Annotated in this window: 24 protein-coding genes; 9 read left to right on the plus strand and 15 right to left on the minus strand. The window is 63.8% G+C overall.

The annotated features are described in order from the left end of the window. The first annotated feature begins 70 nt into the window (after positions 1-70). Together NQE15_RS10760 and NQE15_RS10765 are read left to right on the plus strand one after the other, a co-directional pair. Positions 71-520, plus strand: a complete 450-nt coding sequence (locus NQE15_RS10760; protein WP_265949623.1) for a hypothetical protein — start codon at positions 71-73, stop codon at positions 518-520. A 114-nt stretch (positions 521-634) separates the two neighbouring features. Then, positions 635-1,975: a hypothetical protein gene (locus tag NQE15_RS10765; protein WP_265949627.1), complete on the plus strand. Its 1,341-nt coding sequence runs from the start codon at positions 635-637 to the stop codon at positions 1,973-1,975. A gap of 12 nt (positions 1,976-1,987) precedes the next feature. Here the strand turns inward: NQE15_RS10765 and NQE15_RS10770 are convergent, their stop codons facing one another. The 10 genes from NQE15_RS10770 to NQE15_RS10815 form a co-directional block, all read right to left on the minus strand. Further along, complete coding sequence (locus NQE15_RS10770) at positions 1,988-2,953, minus strand: MBL fold metallo-hydrolase (protein ID WP_265949629.1); 966 nt, start codon at positions 2,951-2,953, stop codon at positions 1,988-1,990. 67 nt (positions 2,954-3,020) lie between these two features. Next, a complete protein-coding gene (locus NQE15_RS10775) occupies positions 3,021-4,304 on the minus strand; it encodes an RNA polymerase sigma factor (RefSeq protein WP_265949631.1) in 1,284 nt (427 codons plus the stop codon). 106 nt (positions 4,305-4,410) lie between these two features. Continuing rightward, positions 4,411-4,818, minus strand: a complete 408-nt coding sequence (locus tag NQE15_RS10780; RefSeq protein ID WP_265949634.1) for a VOC family protein — start codon at positions 4,816-4,818, stop codon at positions 4,411-4,413. A gap of 37 nt (positions 4,819-4,855) precedes the next feature. Beyond that, positions 4,856-5,320: a GyrI-like domain-containing protein gene (locus NQE15_RS10785; RefSeq protein WP_265949636.1), complete on the minus strand. Its 465-nt coding sequence runs from the start codon at positions 5,318-5,320 to the stop codon at positions 4,856-4,858. Positions 5,321-5,371: 51 nt separating this feature from the next. After that, positions 5,372-5,731, minus strand: a complete 360-nt coding sequence (locus NQE15_RS10790) for a YciI family protein (protein WP_265949638.1) — start codon at positions 5,729-5,731, stop codon at positions 5,372-5,374. A 16-nt stretch (positions 5,732-5,747) separates the two neighbouring features. Beyond that, positions 5,748-6,209, minus strand: a complete 462-nt coding sequence (locus NQE15_RS10795; protein WP_265949641.1) for a VOC family protein — start codon at positions 6,207-6,209, stop codon at positions 5,748-5,750. A 133-nt stretch (positions 6,210-6,342) separates the two neighbouring features. Beyond that, positions 6,343-6,873, minus strand: coding sequence for an SRPBCC family protein (locus NQE15_RS10800; RefSeq protein WP_265949643.1), 531 nt, complete (start codon positions 6,871-6,873; stop codon positions 6,343-6,345). A 103-nt stretch (positions 6,874-6,976) separates the two neighbouring features. Then, positions 6,977-7,387, minus strand: a complete 411-nt coding sequence (locus tag NQE15_RS10805; RefSeq protein WP_265949646.1) for a YciI family protein — start codon at positions 7,385-7,387, stop codon at positions 6,977-6,979. A 228-nt stretch (positions 7,388-7,615) separates the two neighbouring features. After that, positions 7,616-8,317 carry a pirin family protein gene (locus NQE15_RS10810; RefSeq protein WP_265949648.1) on the minus strand — a complete coding sequence of 234 codons (702 nt, stop codon included), beginning with the start codon at positions 8,315-8,317 and terminating at the stop codon, positions 7,616-7,618. Positions 8,318-8,466: 149 nt separating this feature from the next. Continuing rightward, on the minus strand, positions 8,467-9,345 hold the full coding sequence (locus tag NQE15_RS10815) for an SDR family oxidoreductase (protein ID WP_265949651.1): 879 nt from the start codon (positions 9,343-9,345) through the stop codon (positions 8,467-8,469). Between the two features lie 161 nt (positions 9,346-9,506). On the opposite strand from NQE15_RS10815, the gene NQE15_RS10820 reads away from it, so the two are divergent. Further along, complete coding sequence (locus NQE15_RS10820) at positions 9,507-10,451, plus strand: LysR family transcriptional regulator (RefSeq protein WP_265949653.1); 945 nt, start codon at positions 9,507-9,509, stop codon at positions 10,449-10,451. A 46-nt stretch (positions 10,452-10,497) separates the two neighbouring features. Here NQE15_RS10820 and asd read toward each other — a convergent pair whose 3' ends face one another. Both asd and NQE15_RS10830 read right to left on the minus strand, forming a co-directional pair. Continuing rightward, the gene (asd, locus tag NQE15_RS10825) at positions 10,498-11,352 is read right to left on the minus strand and encodes an archaetidylserine decarboxylase (protein WP_265950239.1); all 855 of its coding nucleotides are present in this window, start codon (positions 11,350-11,352) and stop codon (positions 10,498-10,500) included. Between the two features lie 164 nt (positions 11,353-11,516). Further along, the gene (locus tag NQE15_RS10830; RefSeq protein ID WP_265949656.1) at positions 11,517-11,885 is read right to left on the minus strand and encodes a VOC family protein; all 369 of its coding nucleotides are present in this window, start codon (positions 11,883-11,885) and stop codon (positions 11,517-11,519) included. A 147-nt stretch (positions 11,886-12,032) separates the two neighbouring features. Here NQE15_RS10830 and NQE15_RS10835 point away from each other — a divergent pair, with 147 nt between their 5' ends. Next, positions 12,033-12,731 (plus strand): helix-turn-helix transcriptional regulator, encoded by a 699-nt coding sequence (locus tag NQE15_RS10835; RefSeq protein WP_265949658.1) that lies wholly within the window; start codon positions 12,033-12,035, stop codon positions 12,729-12,731. Here NQE15_RS10835 and rlmF read toward each other — a convergent pair. Beyond that, the gene (rlmF, locus tag NQE15_RS10840) at positions 12,721-13,731 is read right to left on the minus strand and encodes a 23S rRNA (adenine(1618)-N(6))-methyltransferase RlmF (protein ID WP_265949660.1); all 1,011 of its coding nucleotides are present in this window, start codon (positions 13,729-13,731) and stop codon (positions 12,721-12,723) included. The two genes, NQE15_RS10835 and rlmF, sit on opposite strands and share 11 nt — an antisense overlap. Before the next feature lie 169 nt (positions 13,732-13,900). Between rlmF and NQE15_RS10845 the strand changes: the two genes are divergently transcribed. Continuing rightward, on the plus strand, positions 13,901-15,601 hold the full coding sequence (locus tag NQE15_RS10845; protein ID WP_265949662.1) for an AAA family ATPase: 1,701 nt from the start codon (positions 13,901-13,903) through the stop codon (positions 15,599-15,601). 33 nt (positions 15,602-15,634) lie between these two features. After that, on the plus strand, positions 15,635-15,940 hold the full coding sequence (locus NQE15_RS10850; protein WP_265949664.1) for an antibiotic biosynthesis monooxygenase family protein: 306 nt from the start codon (positions 15,635-15,637) through the stop codon (positions 15,938-15,940). On the opposite strand, the gene NQE15_RS10855 is transcribed toward NQE15_RS10850, so the two are convergent. Together NQE15_RS10855 and NQE15_RS10860 are read right to left on the minus strand one after the other, a co-directional pair. Then, the gene (locus NQE15_RS10855; RefSeq protein WP_265949667.1) at positions 15,937-16,395 is read right to left on the minus strand and encodes a YaiI/YqxD family protein; all 459 of its coding nucleotides are present in this window, start codon (positions 16,393-16,395) and stop codon (positions 15,937-15,939) included. The genes NQE15_RS10850 and NQE15_RS10855 overlap by 4 nt on opposite strands. A gap of 8 nt (positions 16,396-16,403) precedes the next feature. Beyond that, complete coding sequence (locus NQE15_RS10860; protein ID WP_265949670.1) at positions 16,404-17,564, minus strand: NnrS family protein; 1,161 nt, start codon at positions 17,562-17,564, stop codon at positions 16,404-16,406. Positions 17,565-17,742: 178 nt separating this feature from the next. Between NQE15_RS10860 and NQE15_RS10865 the strand changes: the two genes are divergently transcribed. The 3 genes from NQE15_RS10865 (at position 17,743) to NQE15_RS10875 (ending at position 20,734) form a co-directional block, all read left to right on the plus strand. Then, positions 17,743-18,993 (plus strand): nitronate monooxygenase, encoded by a 1,251-nt coding sequence (locus NQE15_RS10865; RefSeq protein WP_265949672.1) that lies wholly within the window; start codon positions 17,743-17,745, stop codon positions 18,991-18,993. A 61-nt stretch (positions 18,994-19,054) separates the two neighbouring features. Beyond that, complete coding sequence (locus NQE15_RS10870) at positions 19,055-20,293, plus strand: hypothetical protein (protein ID WP_265949675.1); 1,239 nt, start codon at positions 19,055-19,057, stop codon at positions 20,291-20,293. Positions 20,294-20,296: 3 nt separating this feature from the next. Beyond that, positions 20,297-20,734: a hypothetical protein gene (locus NQE15_RS10875; protein ID WP_265949677.1), complete on the plus strand. Its 438-nt coding sequence runs from the start codon at positions 20,297-20,299 to the stop codon at positions 20,732-20,734. The last annotated feature ends 95 nt before the right edge of the window (positions 20,735-20,829 follow it).

Genomic DNA, 20,829 nt, shown 5'->3' on the forward strand with positions numbered 1-20,829 from the left:
GGCTTTTGCATGATGCTGCCTTTTGCATGCCATCCGGCTTTTGCCCGTCGCGCGTAAAATGGCGCCCTCTGTGCTGACCGCCGAGCGCTTCGAAACTCGGGCCATCCGCAAGAAGTTCGCGTACTCCCGCATCCTATTTACCATTACCTTTCGGTTTTCCATGGCTGCTTCCAAAACACGTATTGATTGGTCCCTTCTTTGTTTGCGTCTCGCCGTCGGCGGGATGGCGTTTTTCGCCGGCTTCGAACCGCTGATGCATTCGGCCTTGCCGGCCAGTCTGTCCCAAGCCGGCCTTTGGGGGCTGCACCTGGCTGAAATGCTGTGCGGGATTCTGATGTTGCTGGGCTTGTGGATGCCGCTGGCCAGCCTGGGGCTGACGCTGATCATCGGCTGGCCGCTGGTCCATGGCTGGCTGCACGGGGCGGCCTTGCTCGGCAATCTGCACGGGCTGTTCCTGCTGCTCGTCGCTTTCGCTTCGGCGCTGGGCGGCGCCGGTAAATGGGCGGTCGGCCGGGGCTGATCGCCAGCCTCGTGTTCGCTTGGATTTCGGCGCCTGTGCTGCATCAAGCGCAGGAATAGTCCCCCGTCGGGAAACCAGCGGGGGATTTTTTTGTCTGTATGGAATGCCGTTAGAATGAACGGACCTCGTTTGCCGACCGACATCACCCCTGATCTGGAAGGAAAAACCATGCTCCGGAAGCCGCTGGCTTGCATGTTGTCCCTTGTCCTGTTGGCCGTTGCCGGCGGGGCTGTTGCCCAGGAACTCGGCAATCTGCCGCCGAAGCAGGATTACCGGGGCGAAATTCGCCGGGGGCCGGATGGCAAGCTGATGGTCTTGCCCGAGGCGGAGCTTGCCACGGCCCAAGACCCGGGCCGGGCGGCCGGGCAGGTGACGATGCTGGTCGGTGCCGGCGAAAGAATCAGGACCGTGAGCGAAGCAGCGCGCCTGGCCCGGGATGGCGAGGTGATTGAGATCCGCCCCGGGACTTACCGTGGACAGCCGGCGATCTGGAATCAGAATAACCTGACCATTCGCGGCGCCGCCGGCGAGCGCCCGGTCATGCTGGCCGACGGCCGGAGCGCCGAGGACAAGGCGATCTGGGTGGTGCGTGGCGGCAAGGTGAGGATCGAGAATATCGAGTTTCGCGGAGCACGGGTGCGAGATTCAAACGGAGCCGGCATCCGTTTCGAGAAAGGTCAGCTGACCGTCCACGGCTGTCGTTTTGTCGATAACGAAATGGGTATCCTGACCGGCAACTTGGCCGAGCAGTCGCTTGAAGTGTCGGATAGTGAATTCGGTGATGCCCCACGCCACCCGGGAGGCTTGCACCACCTGTTGTACGTTGGCCCAATCGGCAAATTCGTCTTGCGCGGCAGTCGCTTTTACAACGGCTATCTTGGCCATTTGGTCAAATCCCGCGCCCGCGAGAGTCATGTGCTCTACAACATGCTGGTCGATGGCAGGGGCGGCAAGGCTTCCTACGAACTGGAGTTTCCTAATGGCGGGCTGGTTTCTGTTATCGGCAATGCCATCGGCCAGAGTGCCGGTACTGACAATTCGACCATCGTGGCTTACGGTGCCGAGGGGCCGCGCTGGCCGGACAATGCGCTCTATCTCTCGCACAACACCCTGGTCAATGACCACTTTGCGGGCGATTTTCTGAATGTCTGGGCCGACAAGTTTCCGGGAGGGATCGATATCTGGCAGCTCAACAATCTGCTGGTCGGCAAGGGGAATTTTTACCCGCCGGCACGGGGCAGGGTCGAGGGTAACCAGACGACAGAGCGCGCTGATCTGATCGAGTACGGCGGGATTCCTCTACGCCCGACCAGTCTGTCGCCGCTACGGGGCGCGGTCAGGCCGCCGGGCAGCGTGCGCGGGGTCGAGCTGCTGCCTGACGCGGAATTCATCTATCCGGTTGGCAGCCGCCCCCTGCGAGTCAGCAGTGCGCTGGCGCCGGGGGCGTTCCAGTAGGCGGCTGGCCGATTACGGCTTGAGCGGCGCGAATTCGGCTGGCACCCAGGCGTAGCCCTTGGGTTCCTTGCGGACGTGGCCGATGCCCGGGAAGGGCAGGTGCATGCCGGCGACCATCAGCTTCTCTTTGGCGGCCTGGAAGAAGATGCGCTTGCGGGCGACGACGGCCTGTTTCGGATCGACGTCGAACTCGATGGCGACGTCGGGACGGGCGAACTGCACGGCGTGGTTATGCACCAGATCGCCGAGGATCAGCAGGCGATCCTCGCCGCTGACGAAGCGATAGCTGACATGGCCCGGCGTGTGACCATGGGTGTCGACGCTGGAGACGCCGGCCAGCAGTTCGCGGTCGCTGTCGAAGGTCTTCCACTTGCCGGCCGCGATATACGGCGCGGCGGCGTCGCGCGCCATCTTGAAGAAGCCTTGGGCTTCCTTCGGGGCCTGGGCGGCGATGCTCTCGCTGAGCCAGAAATCGTTGTCGGCCTTGGTGGACCAGACCTCGGCATTGGCGAAGACGCGCTTGCCGTCGGCCGTGACCAGGCCATTGACGTGGTCGCCGTGGAGATGGGTGACGAGCACGGTGTCGACCTGCTCGGGCGTATAGCCGGCGGCCTTCAGGTTGTCGACGATGTTGCCGAGGCTGGGCCCGAACAACTTGGCGGCGCCGGCATCGACCAGCACCAGCTTGCTGCCGGTATTGACCAGGTAGGCGTTGACCGCCGTCTGCACCTTGGGGCCCTTCAGGAACTGGCGGGCAACCAGGCGCTGGACGTCGCGTTTCTGGATGTTCTTGAGCAGGTTTTCGTCGAGATCGATGGCGCCATCGTAGAGGGCGGTAACCTCGAAGCTGCCGAGCATCAGGCGGTAATAGCCGGGCACCTGGGTTTTCTGCTGCGGCGCTTCGGCAGCGGCAAGGCCGGAAAAGAGCAGGAAAAAGCCGGCGATCAGGGCGCGGGCGGTAAAGGGCTGTGCAGTCATTGCATTCTCCTTGTTGGGGGAGGCGGAAGTATCCCATGACTTCCCGATGACATGTTCAGCCCGCGATTCAAACCCGGCAGCGACCGGCCCGGGCGAGCAGCAGCGCGCGTTCGCGGGCGTTATGGGTGAGGCGGGCCGCGCGCTCGAACTCGGCGCGTGCTTCGTCAGGTCGATCCAGTCGGGCCAGCAGATCGCCGCGCACGCTGGGCAGCAAGTGGTAATTCCGCAAGCCGGGTTCGGCCAGCAGGCCGTCGACGATTTCCAGCCCGGCCGCCGGGCCGAAAGCCATCGCCACCGCCACCGCGCGGTTGAGGCTGACGACCGGCGACGATGCAATCTCGGCCAGCCCATCGTAGAGCGCCGCGATGCGCGCCCAGTCGGTCCCTTCGGCGCTCGTCGCCCGGGCGTGGCAGGCGGCAATCGCGGCCTGCAGGGCGTAAGGGCCGAGCGGGCCGGGCAGGGCTTCGGCCTGCGCCAGGGCCGCCAGCCCGCGGCGGATCAGCAGGCGATCCCAGCGGCTACGGTCCTGCTCGAGCAGCAAAACCGGTTCGCCGGCGGGCGAAGTCCGGGCCGCGAAACGCGAGGCCTGGATTTCCATCAGCGCGACCAGGCCGAGGACTTCGCCTTCGCTCGGCAACAGGCCGGCCAGCACCCGGCCGAGGCGAAGTGCCTCCTCGCACAGCGCCGGACGCATCCAGTCGGCACCCGAGGTGGCGGCATAGCCCTCGTTGAAAATCAGGTAGATGACTTCGAGCACCGGCCCCTGGCGGCGCAGCAATTCGGCGCCGTGCGGCACTTCGAAGGGGACGCGGGCCTCGGCCAGCGTGCGCTTGGCGCGGACGATGCGCTGGGCGATGGTCGGCTCCGGCTTGAGGTAGGCGCGGGCGATCTCGTCGGTGGTCAGGCCGCCCATCAGGCGTAGGGTCAGGGCGCAGCGCGCCTCGGGCGAGAGCAGCGGATGGCAGGCGGTGAAGATCAGGCGCAGCAGGTCGTCGCCGATCTCGTCGTCGAGCCGGTCGTCGACCTGATCGGCAAGTTCGGCGGCGGCGACTTCATGCCGGAAATCCAGTTCGCGGCCGATGTCGACCGCCTTGCCGGCCGACACCTGTTCATGCCGCAGATGGTCGAGCGCCCGGCGCTTGGCGGCGGTCATCAGCCAGGCCGCCGGGTTGGCGGGGACGCCGTTGGCCGGCCAGTGCTCCAGTGCGGCGACCAGGGCGTCCTGGGCGAACTCCTCGGCAAGCCCGACGTTGCGCACCAGGCGGGCGACCCGACCGATCACCCGGGCCGCCTCGAGGTGCCAGATGGCCTCGATGGCGCGCCGGGCGGCGCTCGGGTCGGCCGGGCTCATCGCACCGCCTCCTTGGCTGTCATCGGCCTCTTCGCCGCTGCGGGTCGGCGGTCGGCGGCATTCGCGGGCGGTCGCATCCCCACTGCGCGGGAGCCCTGCTCCCTGCTCATGCCGCGGCCGGGGCCGGCTCGACGAGATGGACCAGCTCCCAGATGTGGCCGTCGAGGTCCTGGAAGCTATGGCTATACATGAAGTCGTGATCTTCGGCCGCCTTGTAGGTGCTGCCGCCGGCCGCGACTGCCTGGCGCACCATGGCGTCCACGGCTTCGCGGCTGTCGAGAGCGAGGCAGATCAGCACCTCGGTGCTCTGGCGGGCATCGGCCACCGGCTTCGGAGTGAAGCTCTGGAAGCGGTCACGGACCAGCAGCATGACGAAGATGTTGTCGCCGACGATCATGCAGGTGGCGGTGTCGTCGGTCCATTGCGGGTTGAAGGTGAAGCCGAGGGCGCTGAAGAAGGCGATGGCGCCCTTGAGGTCGGCGACCGGCAGATTGACGAAGATTTGTTTGGCCATGGTGTTCTCCGTGGGTTGGGGAGGGCTTGGCGGACGGCTAAGACAGCAGCGGCTGGTTGAGTTCCGTACGCCAGTTCGCCGGGTCGGGCGTCGTCTCCGGTCCGGTGGTGTAGCTCTCCCAAAGGTTCGGCGCCTGGTGCAGCCCTTCGGCGGCAAGGCCCGCCTTGAACTCGCCCCAGGCCACACCGAGTCCCTCGTAAGGGCCGTGGTAGATCGTCCGTGCCACTCGGGTGGCCGGCAACTGCCCGGGCTTGACCCGGCCGCTGGCGGTAACCGGCGTTTTGACCGGGACGCCGACATCGAAGTCGAAGATGCCGGGGTCCATCCGGAAATGGTAGGTATAGACCGGGCCGGCCGGTGCTATGCCCTGCGCCGCCAGGGTGCTCAGAACTTCGCTGATGGCCGGTTCCATGACCTGCTGGATCTCTTCGCGTGGGATGGTCAGCCGGATGACGGCGCTCAGTTGGGCTTCGGTTTCAAGGATTTGCGGTTTGTCGAGCATGATGTTGTGTCCTTTCAACGGTACGGTTTGGCCGCCGTTCGTGCGCGCCACTCAGGAAACGTAGCAGGGTGCGCATTCGCGTACCTCGACCGTCGCCCAGTTGGCGGCCGGGCAGCGGCGGGCGATGGCAACCGCCTCGTCGCGCGTCTCGACATCGATCAGGAAGAAACCGCCGACCATCTCCTTGGCTTCGGCGAACGGCCCGTCACGCAGTTGGGGAGCGCCGCCGGCGCCGGCCGAAACGCGGATCGCATGATCGTCCGGGCCTAGCGATTCAACCGCCCGCAACTGGCCGCGGTTCTGCAGATCCTGGCCGAAAGCCACCATCTGGTCGTACAGGCGGTGGCCTTCCTCCGGCGTCCGGGTTGCCCGCTGGCCGCGGGGTTCGAGAATCAGAAGCAGATAGGCCATGGCGTTCTCCTCAGTGCTAGGCACAGGCCTTGGCCATCGCAGCGCCGATTTCGTCCGGGCCGACATCCTTGATATGGGTGGCGACCGACCAGTGGTGGCCGAAGGGGTCTTCCAGCTGGCCGTAGCGGTCGCCCCAGAACATGTCGGCGACCGGCATCGTGACCTTAGCGCCAGCCTCGACGGCGCGGGCGACCGTGGCGTCGACATCGGGCACATAGAGGTGGATGGTCACCGGCGAGCCCTTGAGGGCCTTCGGGGACTGTGCGCCGCATTCCGGATATTCATCGACCAGCATCAGCGCGGCATTGCCGATGTGGACCATGGCGTGCATCAGGCGGCCGTCCGGGCCGGGCAGGCGGCACTCGTCGACGGCGCCAAAGGCCTTGACGTAGAAGTCGATGGCGGCCGCCGCGTCGTGGCAGACGAGGTGCGGGGTGATTGAAGTCATGCCGGGGGGGATGGGTTGTACGGTGCTCATGCTTATCTCCTTTGCGTTGGGAAGAGGCGGGAAGCAGCGAAAGCGGCTGGCCTCACTGTGTACGACGGGCTGGGCTTCTCGTAATCGACAGCGCGCGCCGATTTTTTGCGGCGCAACTGTCGATACCGGCCCCCTATTGCGCCTCGGCGATGGCTTTCAGGCTGCCGAGGCCTTCTTCGAATTTGTCACCGACCATTTTGTCCATGCTGAAAACAAGGCCCATCAGTTTGGCGAGATAGGGGCTCGGTCCGAACATGGCGTGGCTCAGTACGGTGCTGTCGCCCTGTCTCGTGAGGGTGAATTCCACGGTGTTGTGCGCCTCGAAGGGCGCCAGGAAATCGATCTTGATCAGCAGCCGGGCGGGCGGCGTCGATTCGATAATCTCCATCCTGCCCTGGCCGATCTCCTTGTTGCCGAACCACGCATAAGCCGCGCCCACGCCGCTGTCAGCACCGCTGTAGGTGCGTTTCAAGGCCGGGTCGACCTTTTCCCAGGGCGACCATTGCTCCCAGCGATGGAAGTCGTTGATCAACGGGAATATTTTCTCGGCTGGCGCCTTGATGCTGATCGAACGCTCGACGCGGAAAGTATCCGGTTTGGTGGCGGCGTAGATCAGCGCCAGGACGATGACCAGGGCAAGTCCGCCCAGAATTGCTTTGACCATTGTTTGCTCCTTGAAAGGCGCGGGCTGCTGACTGTGGTCGCCCGTTTGGCATGACAAATAAGCTATTTGAAATCGACAGCAGATGTCCGATTTTGTTCATGAATCAGCCGCCGACCCCCAGGCTGCGAAAGCGCTCGACCGCTGCCGAGGGCGGGAAATCCTCCAGCCCGTGCAGTGGCCGGACCTCGATTTCGGCGGTCAGCCCCTCGCCGCGCGGATTGGGAAAGCGCCGGGTCCACTCCAGCGCTTCCTCGTGGCCTCGCGCCTGGATCAGCGTGTAGCCGGCGATCAGCTCCTTGGTCTCGGTGAACGGCCCGTCGATGACCGTGCGCCGCTCGCCCTCATAGCGGATGCGCCAGCCGGCCGAACTCGGCATCAGCCCCGAGGCGTCGAGCAGCGCGCCGGCCCGGGCCAGTTCTTCATGGAAAGTCGCCATGCTGGCGATCAGGCTGTCCTCGGGTAGCGCTCCCGCTTCCGATTCGGCCGTGGCCTTGACGATGATCAGATATCGCATCGTTTCCTCCATATCAGGTGAATGGCCATGCAGGTTTGCATGGCGCCTGACCTGTCGACGGACGAGTCAGGTGGCGATCGACATGGTCAAGGAGATTTTTTGCAGTCGACCGCCACTGCGAACGCGGCGACGACCTGGGGCATCGGCAGGCCGACCGACGCGATGTGGCCGACCGTGCCGGCGTTGAACATGATGATTCCTGTTGATGCGGGGTACGCGCGAGGGCGCTCAGGCAGCAAGATCGAAGACCAGGACTTCGGCATGTTTGCCGTTGGTCAAGGCAATCCTGTTTTCGTTCTCCAGCAGGACCGCATCGCCGGCGTTGATCTGCAGGCCATTGACCGCCAGCGAGCCGCTGACCAGATGAACGTAGCCTTTGCGTGCGGAATCCAGGGGGAGTTCAGTCTGCTCGTCGCCATCGAGCAAGCCGGCGTAGAGCCGGGCATCGGCGTTGATCGTGACCGAGTCCGCCTGTCCGTCGGGCGAAGCCACCAGGCACAGCGCGCCACGCTTCCGGGCGGCCGGAACTGTTTTCTGTTCGTAGCTCGGCTCGATGCCGGTCACATTCGGCTGGATCCAAATCTGCAGAAAATGCGTGACCTGGTCTTGCGCGTGATTGAACTCACTGTGCATTACCCCGGTTCCGGCGCTCATGCGCTGCACATCGCCCGGCGGAATGCTTTTGACGTTGCCCATGCTGTCCTGGTGGGCCAGTTCTCCGGACAGCACGTAGCTGATGATCTCCATGTCGCGGTGACCGTGCTTGCCGAAGCCGGTGCCACGATCAATACGATCCTCGTTGATGACAAGCAGGTTGCCCCAGCCGAGATGCGCCGGGTCGTAATAGCCGGCGAAGGAAAACGAGTGATAGCTCTTGAGCCACCCGTGATCGGCGTAGCCGCGGTCTTGCGATTTGCGAATGGTGAGCATGTTTGGATCTCCTTGTTGATGGTGGCAGGGTGGCCAGGACAGGCACCGCAAAAAATACCGAATGGTCGAGGTGGCGGTGCGGACAAACCTCTCGGCCTGTCCGCAGTGCGTTCGATCGCGCCGCCGATGGGTTATCTTTTGAATCCAGGTTAAACGAAGGCCGCCTTGTTCGCTTCGACGTAGGAACGAACGGTTTTCAGGGGGCGCCCGAGGAGACGCTCACCATCCGGAGAAACGACGGCCGCCAGATTGTCACCGAAGAGGTTGAACAACTCGACCAGACCTTTTGCCTGCCATTCCGGCCAGCCGGTATCGAGCAAGGACTTGAGGGTCGTCGCGTTATCCGGCGAGACGTACTGCACAGCCTTTCCGGTCACGGCGGAGAACACCTGCGCGAAGTCCGGTCCGGAAAGCAGTTCGGGCCCGGTGATGTTGTAGGCCTTGCCTTCGTGCCCGGCGGTGCAGAGGATGGTGGCCGCGATGTCGCCGATGTCGCCGACGTTCAGCGGGGCAAAACGTCCGTCGCCAATGCCGAAGTAGAACGCCCCCTGCTTGATGCCATCGGCCCAGCCGACGAAGTTGTCCTGGAAGAAGATGGTGCGCAGATGCGTCCAGGCGAGGCCGGACGCCTCGAGGTACTTTTCGCCGGCGCGGAACTGGCGGGCGAAGAGGATGGCCTCGTATTCGGCGCCCACCACCGAGAAGAACAGGACGTGGCCAACCGAACCGGCGGCGACGGCCGCGTCGATGGCATTCCTGGCATGTTCTTCGCGGTTCTCGACGTTGCCGATGATCAGGAACAGTTTTTGGACGCCCTGGTAAGCAGCCGGCAAGGTTTCCGGCTTGTCCAGGTCGAGGATGGCTGTTTCGATGCCGGGAAACTTCGCTTGCAGTTCCCGGGCTTTCGCAGCCGAACGGACACCGGCGCGAATGATGAAATCGTTCTGGTGCTTGCGGGTCAGCGCTTCGAGGGTGGCGATACCGTTGTTGCCAGCGGCGCCGATGATGAGAATGGTGGGCTTGGTCATGATGAACTCCGTTAGTCGATGAAATGAACAGTTGGGGCAAGGGGGCCACGGTTGTGGCCTACTTCCTCGTTGATGCGGAGCCCATTGTGGGTGTGGCCGGGGCTTGCCGATTCGCCAGGTTTGATGTCAGCATTCAAAATATTTGAATTGTCGGAGGGCTCATGGCCACGCCACGCGATGTATTGACGCCCAGCACACTGGCCATGCTGCAGGTGATCGCCGACACCGGCAGCTTTGCCGCCGCAGCCCGGTCGAGCAACATGGTTCCAAGCGCGTTGACCTATCGCGTCCGTCAATTGGAGGACGCGCTTGACGTGTTGCTGTTCGATCGCAGTTCGCGCCAGGCCCGATTGACCGAGGCCGGGGCCGAGTTGTTGCGTGAGGGCGGTTGCCTGCTGGCAGAAATCGACGCCATCGCCAATCGCGTCAAGCGGGTGGCAACGGGCTGGGAACCTCAGTTCACCATTACGGTGGATAGCATCATCGACCGGGCGACTGTCATGGAGCTGTGCGCGAGTTTCTTCACGCTGAATCCGCCGACCCGGCTCAAGCTGCGCTCCGAAACGCTGTCCGGCACGCTGGAGGCGCTGACCTCCGGACAGGCCGACCTCGCCCTCGGCGTGGTCATGGATGACAACACCAAGACCGGGCTGATGCGGGCGCCCCTCGGTGTCGTGACATTCGTTTTTGCGGTGGCGCCACATCATCCCATGGCCAAGCTGGCAGAACCCTTACAGGACGCCGTGATTCGCCAGCACCGACAAGTGGCCGTCGCCGACTCGAACCCTCAGGGCAGTGGCTTGTCGATTGGCCTGCAGGCGGGACAGGACGTATTCACCGTGGCCGACATGCCGGCGAAACTGGACGCCCAGTTAAGAGGCCTGGGTGTCGGATTCTTGCCGACCTGTCTCGCCCAGCCCTATATCGATACTGGACGCTTGGTGGCCAAGCGGGTGGAACGAGCCGAGCAGAAAGTCCAGTCGAGCTACGCCTGGCGCAAGAGCGGCAAGGGCGGATATGGGCGGGCGCTGGCCTGGTGGCTCGACAAGCTGCAGGCCCCGGTAACCCGGTCGGCGATGTTGGGCGAACGTTGCCGGGTCAGCTAGTCGCGCCTGTTAGGTCGTATCGTCATCGATATGACCGATCCGCTGCTCAGGCTCGGTCGGGCGCGTTGCCCATCGCCTCACCCATGCGGATGGCGGCGGCCGGTTGCCAGGCCGGGTTGAAGGCCAGTGCGTTCTTCGGGAAGAGCATGACGACGGTCGAGCCGAGCAGGAAGCGGCCCATCTCGTCGCCCTTCCTGAGCACGATGTTCTGCTCGTCGTAGCGCCATTCGCGGACCACGCCTGCCCGTGGCGGATTGACCACGCCGTGCCAGACGGTGGCCATGCTGCCGACGATGGTGGCGCCGACCAGGGTCAGCACGAAGGGCCCGGCTTCCGTCTCGAAGACGCAGACGACGCGTTCGTTGCGGGCGAAGAGGCCGGGCACGCCGCGCGCCGTGGTCGGATTGACCGAGAACAGCGCGCCGGGCACGTAGATCATGCGCACCAGCTTGCCGTCGCAGGGCATGTGGATGCGGTGATAGTCGCGTGGGCTGAGGTAGAGCGTCGCGAAACTGCCATTCTCGAATTGCCCGGCCAGCTTGCGGTCGCCGCCGACCAGCGCGGTCGTGGAGTAGCTGTGGCCCTTGGCCTGGAAGATCTGGTCGCGCTCGATGGCGCCGAACTGGCTGATTGCGCCATCGACCGGGCACAGAAAATCGGCCTCGGCGAAGGGGCGGGCACCGGCCTGCAGCGGCCGCGTGAAGAATTCGTTGAAGCTCTTGTAGCTGGCGATCTCCGGGTTGGCCGCCTCGGCCATGTTGACGCCGTAACGGCCGACGAACCAGCGGATGACGCGGGTCGTCAGGCTGCCCGCCTCGGCCCCGGCGAGTTTGCCGGCGAGAACGGTCAGCGCCTGTTTCGGCAGTAGGTATTGGGGTAGGACGGCGAGACGGTCGGACACGGTGAGGCCTGAAAACATGAGGGACGGCAATTATACCGGCTGCCTCGGCCTGCCACTTCCCAAACTGCATGTCGCAAGGTTTGCCGGGCGCAGCCGGTCCGGCGTGTTGCTGCCGGCTGGCGATGGCGCATGGCCCTCGCCAGCCGGCAGCGGCGGCACGGGGTTCAGTTCGGCGAATAGACACCGACCCGGTTGCCTTCGCTGTCGATGAATAGGCCGATATAGCCGATGCCGTTGCCGAGGTCCATTTTCGCCATGGCTACTGTGCCGCCGGCGGCCGGCACGCGGGCGAGGATGGCCGCGAGGTCGGCGCCGCCGTCGAGGTAGATCAGCGTGCCGTTGTCACGCGGCGCCAGTTGCGGCATGGCGACCAGGGCGCCGCCTGGGTTGGGCTCGGCGAAGGGAAAGATGGCCATCGGGTGGCCGCCGCAGCTTTCGCGGCGCAGCGAGATGGCAAAGGCGTTTTCGTAGAAGGCGGTGGCCCGGTCGAGGTCGAGAGCGGGAATTTCAAACCAGCGCAGCGGATTGTCCATGGTGTTCTCCTGGGTGAAGTTCAGCGGCGGGGTGCCGTTGATGCAGCGCATTGTGGGCGGGGGCTACTGACAGCATGGTGTCAGGAGGCTTTGCCGGGCGGGCGAAAGCGCGTGCTATGCTGAAATTCCCGTTTTTCCGGACATGACATGCGCCCAGCCGACCGCCTGTTTCAGATCATCCTGCTGCTCCGCCATGGGCGGGTGGTAACCGCCGCCACCCTGGCCGAAATGCTCGAAGTCTCGGAGCGCACGATTTATCGCGATATCGCCGATCTGGTGAAATCCGGGGCGCCGATCGACGGCGAGGCCGGGGTCGGCTATCGCCTGCGGCGCGGCTATCAGGTGCCGCCGCTAATGTTTACCGGTGACGAGCTGGAAGCACTGGTGGTCGGCGCCAAGCTGGTTCAGGCCTGGGCCGACCCGGCGCTGGGCAAGGCCGCGGAACAGGCCATGGCGCGCATCGAGGCGGTCTTGCCGCGGGCGCTGGAACAACGGGTCAGTGCCAGCGGTCGGCGCTTTCTGGCGCTCGATTGCCTGCAGCCGGCACCGCTGCGCGAACCGATGGCGCTATTGCGCGACGGTATGGAAAGCGGCCGCAAAGTGCGGGTCGGCTACCGCCGGGGTGACGGCGAGTCATCGCAGCGCACGCTTTGGCCGCTCGGCCTGGTTTTCTGGGGGCATTGCTGGACGCTTGGCGCCTGGTGCGAACTGCGCCAGGCGTTCCGGACTTTCCGGGTCGATCGCATCAAGTCGGCCGAGGTGCTGGCCGAGACTTTCGACGACCGCCACGGCCACCTCTGGCGCGACTATCTGGCCAAGGCGCGCGAGGCCGAAGTTACGGGTTGAAGGGCGTCGGCTCGGCGCTCGGCTGCGCTGGGACGGCATCCGCCCAGCGTGCCTTGCGCCATTTTTCGCGGTCGCCGTTGCCGGTGAAGGTCCAGGCGACGAAGCGGCTCTGCTTCTGGCCCTGCGCCATCGGGATGATGCGCGAATCGACGACCTTGGCTTTTTTCAGCGCATCCTCGATGTGCACCAGGTTGTCGGCCTGCGAGACCAGGCTGGTGAACCACATCACCCGTTTCGGGATGCCGGCGCTCTGCTCGATCATGTTCTTGACGAAGGCGCGCTCGCCGCCGTTGCACCACAGTTCGGTGCCGCCGCCGCCGAAATTCAGGCGGGGCTGGGCGGCGCTTTTCTGCGCGCCGGGCTTGCCCAGCTTGTTCCATTTGCGCTGGCTGACGGCGATGACGTCATCCGGCGAGTTGTGGAAGGGCGGGTTGCACATGCTGAGTTCGAAATTCTCACCGGAACGCAGCAGGCCGACGAAGATGTTTTCCCACACCGGCTGGTGGCGCAGTTCGATGGCGGCCGCCGCCTCGGGGTTCTTGCCGAGGATCATCTGGGCGTTGTCGAGGGCGGCCTGGTCGATATCGACGCCGAGGAAACGCCAGCCGTATTCGGCATGGCCGATCAGCGGATAGACGCAGTTGGCGCCGACGCCGACGTCGAGCACGCGGACGTTCGGGCCGGTCGGAATGACTTTCTTGTTGCAGGTGGCGAGCAGGTCGGCCAGGTGATGGATGTAGTCAGCCCGGCCCGGAATCGGCGGGCACAGGTAGCCGGCCGGAATCTCCCAGCCGCGCACGCCGTAATGCAGGGCGAGCAGCGCGCGGTTGAAGGCCTTGACGGCACCCGGGTTGGCAAAGTCGATGCTCGGCGTGCCCGCTTTGGTGGTGATGACGTATTTGACCAGGCCCGGTGCAACGGCAGTGAGGGCGGCAAAGTCGTAGCCGCTGGCGTTCTTGTTGCGTGGGTGCAGTCCGGGTTTCTGGGCGGGGGCGGTCATGAGTATTCCGATTCTTTACAGGGGGCGGAGTATCCCACGGATTGATTGTTGCAAGCGCGACAAGCCGGTGTTTTGGCAAGTTATTGTTTCGATGCTGGTTTGTCCGGTTTTCGGCTCGGCACGGAATTCGCTCACTGGTGCTTATCGGTATCCAAAGGGAGTGGTAGCCATGAAGCTGCAAATCGAACGCCCGCACATCGAGGCGATGCTGCCGGCCTTTCCGCGCCTGGAATTCGTCCGCGAGCAGTTGCGCTTCGGCAACAAGGTCGAACTGTCCTTCAACCAGTTGGAGGACGCCGAACTCGACTTCCTGCACGAGCGCTACATGACCGGCGATGCCGAACTGCGCGCCCGCGCCGCCCAGATGGCGACGCTGCGCCAGGCGATGCGCGCCGGTGGCAAGCGCTTCGAGCCGGAAGAACTGGAAATGGCGGTGCCGGCCATCGCACGCTATCTGGCCGAAGACGCGACGCGGGGTTGGGTCTTTTCCGCCTCGATCACCGGCAAGCCGCTGGCCTACGTGGTGACCCGGCTCGACTACACGCCGCCCTCGGAAGAGGAAACCGGCAAGATCTTCGTCGAGCTGAAAGCCAACGCCAGGGCGCGGATGGCGACGGCGGCCGTGCGCATCACCGGCCCCGACATCGCCGGTCGTAATATCGCCGAAATCTTCGCCGCCAAGGGCTTCGTCAAGGAAACGCCGGAGCTGCTGAAAAGTTACGACGAAATGGCTGAGCGCTATTTCGAGTGGCGCGCCCAGTACGGCGCCCAGTTCTCCGGCTCCGGCGTCGGCTATTTCGCCGAGAATCCGACGGCGACCCATCGCGATACCGACTATGCGCGCAAGGACGTCATCATCCTGTCCTCGACCGGCAGCCCGGCGCGCCTGGTCAACGATGAGAGCATCCTCGGCGAGCGGGTGCTGGCGCTTGATGCCACCGGCGACATCATGGCCAAGTTCGTGCGTCGAGTGGCCCGCAATTCGCGGCTCTCGGGCAAGGAGGAAGCCGAGGTCGAAGAAACCCGGGATGCCCTGCCCAAGGGCTTGTTCACCGAACTGCCGGTGCATTTCTACATCCTGATGTTCCACCTCGAACTGCATCACTACCTGTGGGTGCATGTCGATGACATGCAGCCCTACGCCTACCAGCCGGAGTTGAAAGACAAGCTGGTCCTGCCGCCGGAACAGACCGACCTCATCGACATCCTGACCGCCGAAATGGACGTCCTGATGGACGACATCGTCGCCGGCAAGTCGGGCGGCACGACGGTGCTTTGCGCCGGGCCGGCCGGGGTTGGCAAGACGCTGACCGCCGAGGTCTATTCGGAGATCATCAAGCGCCCGCTCTACCGGGTGCATTCCGGCCAGCTCGGGCTCAATGTCGCGGCCATGGAGGTGGCGCTCAAGGAAGTGCTGACCCGCGCCCAGCGCTGGGGGGCGGTCATGCTGATCGACGAGGCCGACGTTTACATCAAGAAGCGCGACGACAACATCACGATGAACGCCGTGGTCGGCGTCTTCCTGCGCGTGCTGGAGTATTTCAACGGCCTGCTCTTCCTGACCACCAACCGCGTCGACGACATCGACGAAGCCATCGTTTCGCGCTGCATCGCGTTGATCAAGTTCCATCCGCCGGGGCGCGACGACCGCCAGCGGATCTGGGGCGTGATGACCGAACAGTTCGGGCTGGCCATCGCACCGCCGCTGCTCGCCCAATTGCCGGACATCTTCCCGGAAGCGACCGGGCGCGACATCAAGGGCCTGGCCAAGCTGGTGGCCAAATATTGCAACCAGAAGCAGGTGCCGCCGACGGTCGAGGTCTTCCGCCGCTGCTCGGTGTTCCGCGGCATGGAACTGGCGGCCGCTTGATATGATCGAACGCCCTCAGCAAAGGAGTTCCCGATGTTTCTGGCCATGAATCGTTTCCGCATCGCCCTCGGCAAGGAGGACGCCTTCGTCGAGCACTGGCGCAATCGCAACAGCTACTTGCACGAGGTGCCGGGATTTATCAGCTTCAACCTGCTACGCGCCGAGCCCAACGAGGAATGCACACTGTTCGCCTCGCACACGGTCTGGGAGTCCGAACAGGCTTTCGCCGACTGGACGCAATCGGACGCCTTCCGCAAGGCGCACATGGCGGCCGGCCAGTCGCCTCGCGATTTCTACCTCGGGCCGCCGCAGCTCGAACTGTTTGAGGCGATTCTCTAGGCGGCCGGTTTGGCGTGCTTGGCCAGAAAGCGGTCGAGCGCGTTGCCGAAAGCCTGGCGGTCGGCCTGACCGAGGGTGGCCGGGCCGCCGGTATCGATGCCGGCATTGCGCAGCCCTTCCATGAAGTTGCGCATGGTCAGCCGTTCCTGGATGTTGGCCGTGGTGTACAACTCGCCGCGCGGATTCAGGGCATGGGCGGCGCGCTCGATGACGTGGGAGGCGAGCGGGATGTCGGCGGTGATCACGAGATCTCCGGGCGCCAGCTGGTCGACGATGTGGCGGTCGGCCACATCGGAACCGGCCGGCACCTGGATGGCGCGGATGTAACGCGAGGGCGGCGTGCGCAGCATCTTGTTGGCGACCAGGACGGTCGGTATCTGCAGGCGCTCGGCGGCGCGAAAGATGATTTCCTTGATGACGCCCGGGCAGGCGTCGGCATCGACCCAGATTTGCATTGCGCTTCCTAGTGTTCCTTGCCGTCTATTCGCGGCTGGCAAAGTATCGGAATATACCGCCAGCCGAGGATGCCGAAGCCGGCCAGCCAGCAGACGGCGGTCAATTCGATCCAGCGCAGGTAGGCGTTCGGGAAGAACTGCGGCAGCACGACACGCAGCATCAGGGCGCCTAGCATGATGTAGAGCACGGCCCGGTCGAGTCCGTCGAACACCACCTTGCGCCCGGTGTGGCCCTTGCTGATGCGGATGATCATGGCCGGGATGACCGAGCCCATGGCGCCTAGCGTGAACAGGTGCACCGAGACCGAGCCGATCCAGACGAACTGCACGACATGACCGAGCGCCTCGATCAGCAGTTGACCGACGATGACGAGGTAGCCGATGTACATGATGCCGATGTCGATCCGGCGCAGCGCGAGATGCGGCTTCCAGAACGCGAAGCGGATGAGCAGTAGTAGCGCGAGGGCCATGGCGAGGGCGGCGGTCAGCCAGCGGGGCAGGAAGAATTCGCCGACCAGGAGCAGGCCGAGCAGCTTGATCGGCATGTCCAGCTTGGGCTGGCGCAGGATCGTCGCCTGGAAGGCGGCTTTCATGAAGCCGGTGAGTGTGCGTTCGAGCATGACCAGGAAGGCCAGGCGGAAGAGGCCGATGGTCATGCCGTAGCCGGCCGGGAAGTTGTCGCCGTAGAGCATCAGGTATTTGGCGAACAGGAAAGCGGGCAGCATGACCAGGAAGAAGGCGTTGTCGCGGTAGCTGTCACGGTCGCGGTGGCGGATCAGCGTCCACAGCAGCAGGGCGACGATGCTGCCGAGAAAGAGGTTGTTGGCGAGCACGGCGAGCGGCAGCGGCCAATTTCCGCCGAAGCTCATGCCGATCCGTTCGGCGATCCAGGCGGCGGCCAGCAGCATCAGGGCCGGGCCGTGATAGCCGCGGATGTTGACCCAGTTCTTGGTCGAGGTCAGCAGGAAGCCGCCGAGTACCGCCCAGCCGAAGCCGAAGAACATCTCGTGGGCGTGCCATTGCACGGAGGTGAACGGTGCGGCGGGGGCCGGCAGAACGCCGCTGAAGATCAAGGCCCAGGCGATGGGCAGGATCATGCCGGCGAGGCAGGCCAGGGAGAAGAAGGGACGAAAGCCGACCAGCCAGAGGGGGTGGGTCGAAAGCGGCATGGCGAACCTTTCCGGTATGGTGGTGTTCAAACGAGTAATTCTAGCCACGCAAGTCGTGGTCAGCCTTGATTTATCCGGGGTCGAGCAAGCGTGAACGGCAACATTCGCGTAAAATTCTGCCCTTGGTCATAGCCGTGATTGCGCAATCCGGGCCTGACTACTTTCCTGAAGGATGAAGATGAAGCGTGTGGATGACTTCCGCTTGCGGCTTGGCAAGCATGAACTTGTGCCGATCATGATCGGCGGCATGGGTGTTGATATTTCGACCGCCGATCTGGCTCTTGAGGCTGCCCGTCTGGGTGGTGTCGGCCACATATCCGACGCGATGATCAAGACCGTTTCCGACCGCCGCTACGATACCAAGTTCGTCAAGGAAAAGCTGGCGATCTACAAGTACAACGTCCACAACGAAGACAAGTCCGACGTCAAGTTCGACCTCGGCAAGCTGGTCGAGGCAACCCGCCTGCATGTTCAGGGCACCATGGAGCGCAAGCGGGGTTCCGGCCTGGTCTTCATCAACTGCATGGAAAAGCTGACCATGAACGCGCCGAAAGAGACGCTCAAGGTCCGCATGAACGCCGCCCTCGACGCCGGCATCGACGGCATCACGCTGGCCGCTGGCCTGCACCTCGGCTCTTTCGCGTTGATCGAGGATCATCCGCGTTTCCGCGATGCCAAGCTCGGCATCATCGTCTCTTCGCTGCGCGCCCTGCAACTGTTCCTGAAGAAGAGCGCCCGCACCAACCGGATGCCCGACTACATCGTGGTCGAAGGCCCGTTGGCCGGCGGTCACCTCGGCTTCGGCATGGACTGGGCGCAATACGATCTGGCGACCATCGTCGCCGAGGTCATCCAGTACCTGAAGGACGAGCATCTCGATATCCCGGTGATTCCGGCCGGCGGCATCTTCACCGGCAGCGATGCCGCGGCTTTCCTTGAACAAGGTGCGGCTGGCGTCCAGGTTGCCACCCGCTTCACCGTCGCCAAGGAGTGCGGCCTGCCCGAGAAGGTCCAGCAGGAATACTTCAAGGCCAGCGAAGACGATATCGAGGTCAACCAGATTTCCCCGACCGGCTACCCGATGCGCATGCTCAAGGCCAGCCCGGCGATCGGCGACGGCATCCGTCCGAACTGCGAGGCCTACGGCTACCTGCTCGACGCCAACGGTAAGTGTGCCTACGTCACGGCCTACAACCGCGAAGTCGCCACTCATCCCGGGGCGCGCAAGGTGTCAGTGATGGACAAGACCTGTCTCTGTACCCACATGCGCAATTTCGACCTGTGGACCTGCGGGCAACTGACCTACCGCCTGAAAGACACGACCTATCGTCTGGCCGATGGCAGCTATCAGATCCTGTCGGCCGAGCACATTTTCAAGGATTACCAGTTCAGCACCGACCACAAGGTCGCCCTGCCGGAACAAGCCTGATCATTGACGGTTCGCCCCTGAAAAACCCGGCCTCATCGACGTCGGGTTTTTTTCTTCGAACATGACCAAACTACTGACAGCCCCATCGGGAAAGCGCGCAATTCGACAGAGCATCGCCTACGGTGTCCGGCTGCTTGCCGTTCTGGGCTTGATGTTTTCGTCGCTGGCGATAGCCGAGCCGGATCCGGTATTCACGGTCCGTGGTTTCGGGACGCTGGGCGCGGCGCGCACAACCAGCGAAAATGTCGAGTTTGTCCGCGATATCTCGCAGCCGCGCGGGGCGCGGAGCAAGTGGGATGGACGGACCGACAGCGTGCTCGGCCTGCAGGCCAACTGGCGCATTGATCCGCAGCTCGAAGCCGTGGTCCAGGGGGTTAGTCGTTATCGCTACGACCGGACGTTCACCCCGGAAATCGCCTGGGCCTACCTCAAGTATGATCCGACGCCAGCGTTGAGCCTGCGCGGCGGGCGCCTGGGAACAGAGTTCTTCATGCTGGCCGATTCCCGGCTGGTCGGCTATTCCTACCTGACCGTCAGGCCACCCGGCGATTTCTTCTGGTATCTGCCGTTCTACAGCATCGATGGCGCTGACGCCATGCTGACCCTGCCCTTGGGTGAGCACGTGTTGCGCGGCAAGGTTTTCTACGGGATTTCCGATGGCAACATCCCGTTGGCCGACCGCCAATGGAAAATCGACGGCTCGCCGCTGATGGGGGCCTATCTTGAGTATCAACACGATGCCTGGCTGATGCGCCTGAGCTACGCCAACATTAAATTCCACAACAGCCTGCCGATTGTGGAAAATTTCAACTCCATTCCGTCCTTCCTGCTGTCGCCGGCGGCGGTGCAGGCTTCGCTCGATTACCTGGAAACGGCCGATACCCGTAGCCACTATTATTCGCTGGGCCTGGTCTATGACCGCGGCCCCTGGCAGTTGCAATTCATGCTGAACCGTGTCGATCAGGGCAGCAACGCTTTCCAGAGTTCTAATGGCGGCTATCTGCTGGCTGGCTACCGGATCGGGCCGGTGACGCCGTTCTTCGGGTATTCCTGGGTCGATTCCGACCGCCGCGGCAATACGATGAATTTCGCCGTCGCCCGGGTGATGGCTGATTCCCGGGCTGAGCAGCATACGACCCTGGCCGGCCTGCGCTGGGATGTGCTCCGGAACATTGCGCTCAAGGCTCAGTGGGACGGCATTCGCGGCGATTCCAGCTCGATCTTCCCCTACCGCCGCGAGCTGGCGGGATGGGACGGCAAGCTCGATGTCTTTTCGCTGACCCTGGATTTTGTCTTCTAAGCCATGATCCGGCGCCTGCTTCGACTCCTTCTTACCAGTAGCTGCATCTTCTGGCTGACTGCCGGCGATGCCCTGGCCGAGCTGGTCGTGGTCGTCAATGCCCGTTGCGGCGTTGCGGTGATGACGCGCAACGAGGTCGTGAACATCTTCTTCGGGCGCTATCGTCAGTTCTTCAATGGCCGCGAAGCGCAGCCGGTCGATCTGGTCGATGCCCATCCGGATCGCGCCCGTTTCTATCGCGGGCTGGTCGGCAAGGACTTGTCCGAGGTCAATGCCTACTGGTCGCGCCAGGTCTTCTCTGGTCGAATGCAGCCACCGCAAAAGGTCGCGACGCCGGACGAGGCACTGAAGTCGGTGGTGAGCAATCCCTGCGGTATCGGCTTTGTCGAACTGGCCAAGGCGGATGCCCGGGTGCGCGTGGTTTACGAATTGGCTCCCTGAGGCGGCTGTCGAGTGGGTAGCTTGAACCTTGAACTGCTGGGCATGGTCATCATCTTTGTGGCCATTGCGGTGATTGTCATCAGATCAAAATAGTG

The organism is Dechloromonas sp. A34, from assembly GCF_026261605.1.
GTDB lineage: Bacteria > Pseudomonadota > Gammaproteobacteria > Burkholderiales > Rhodocyclaceae > Azonexus.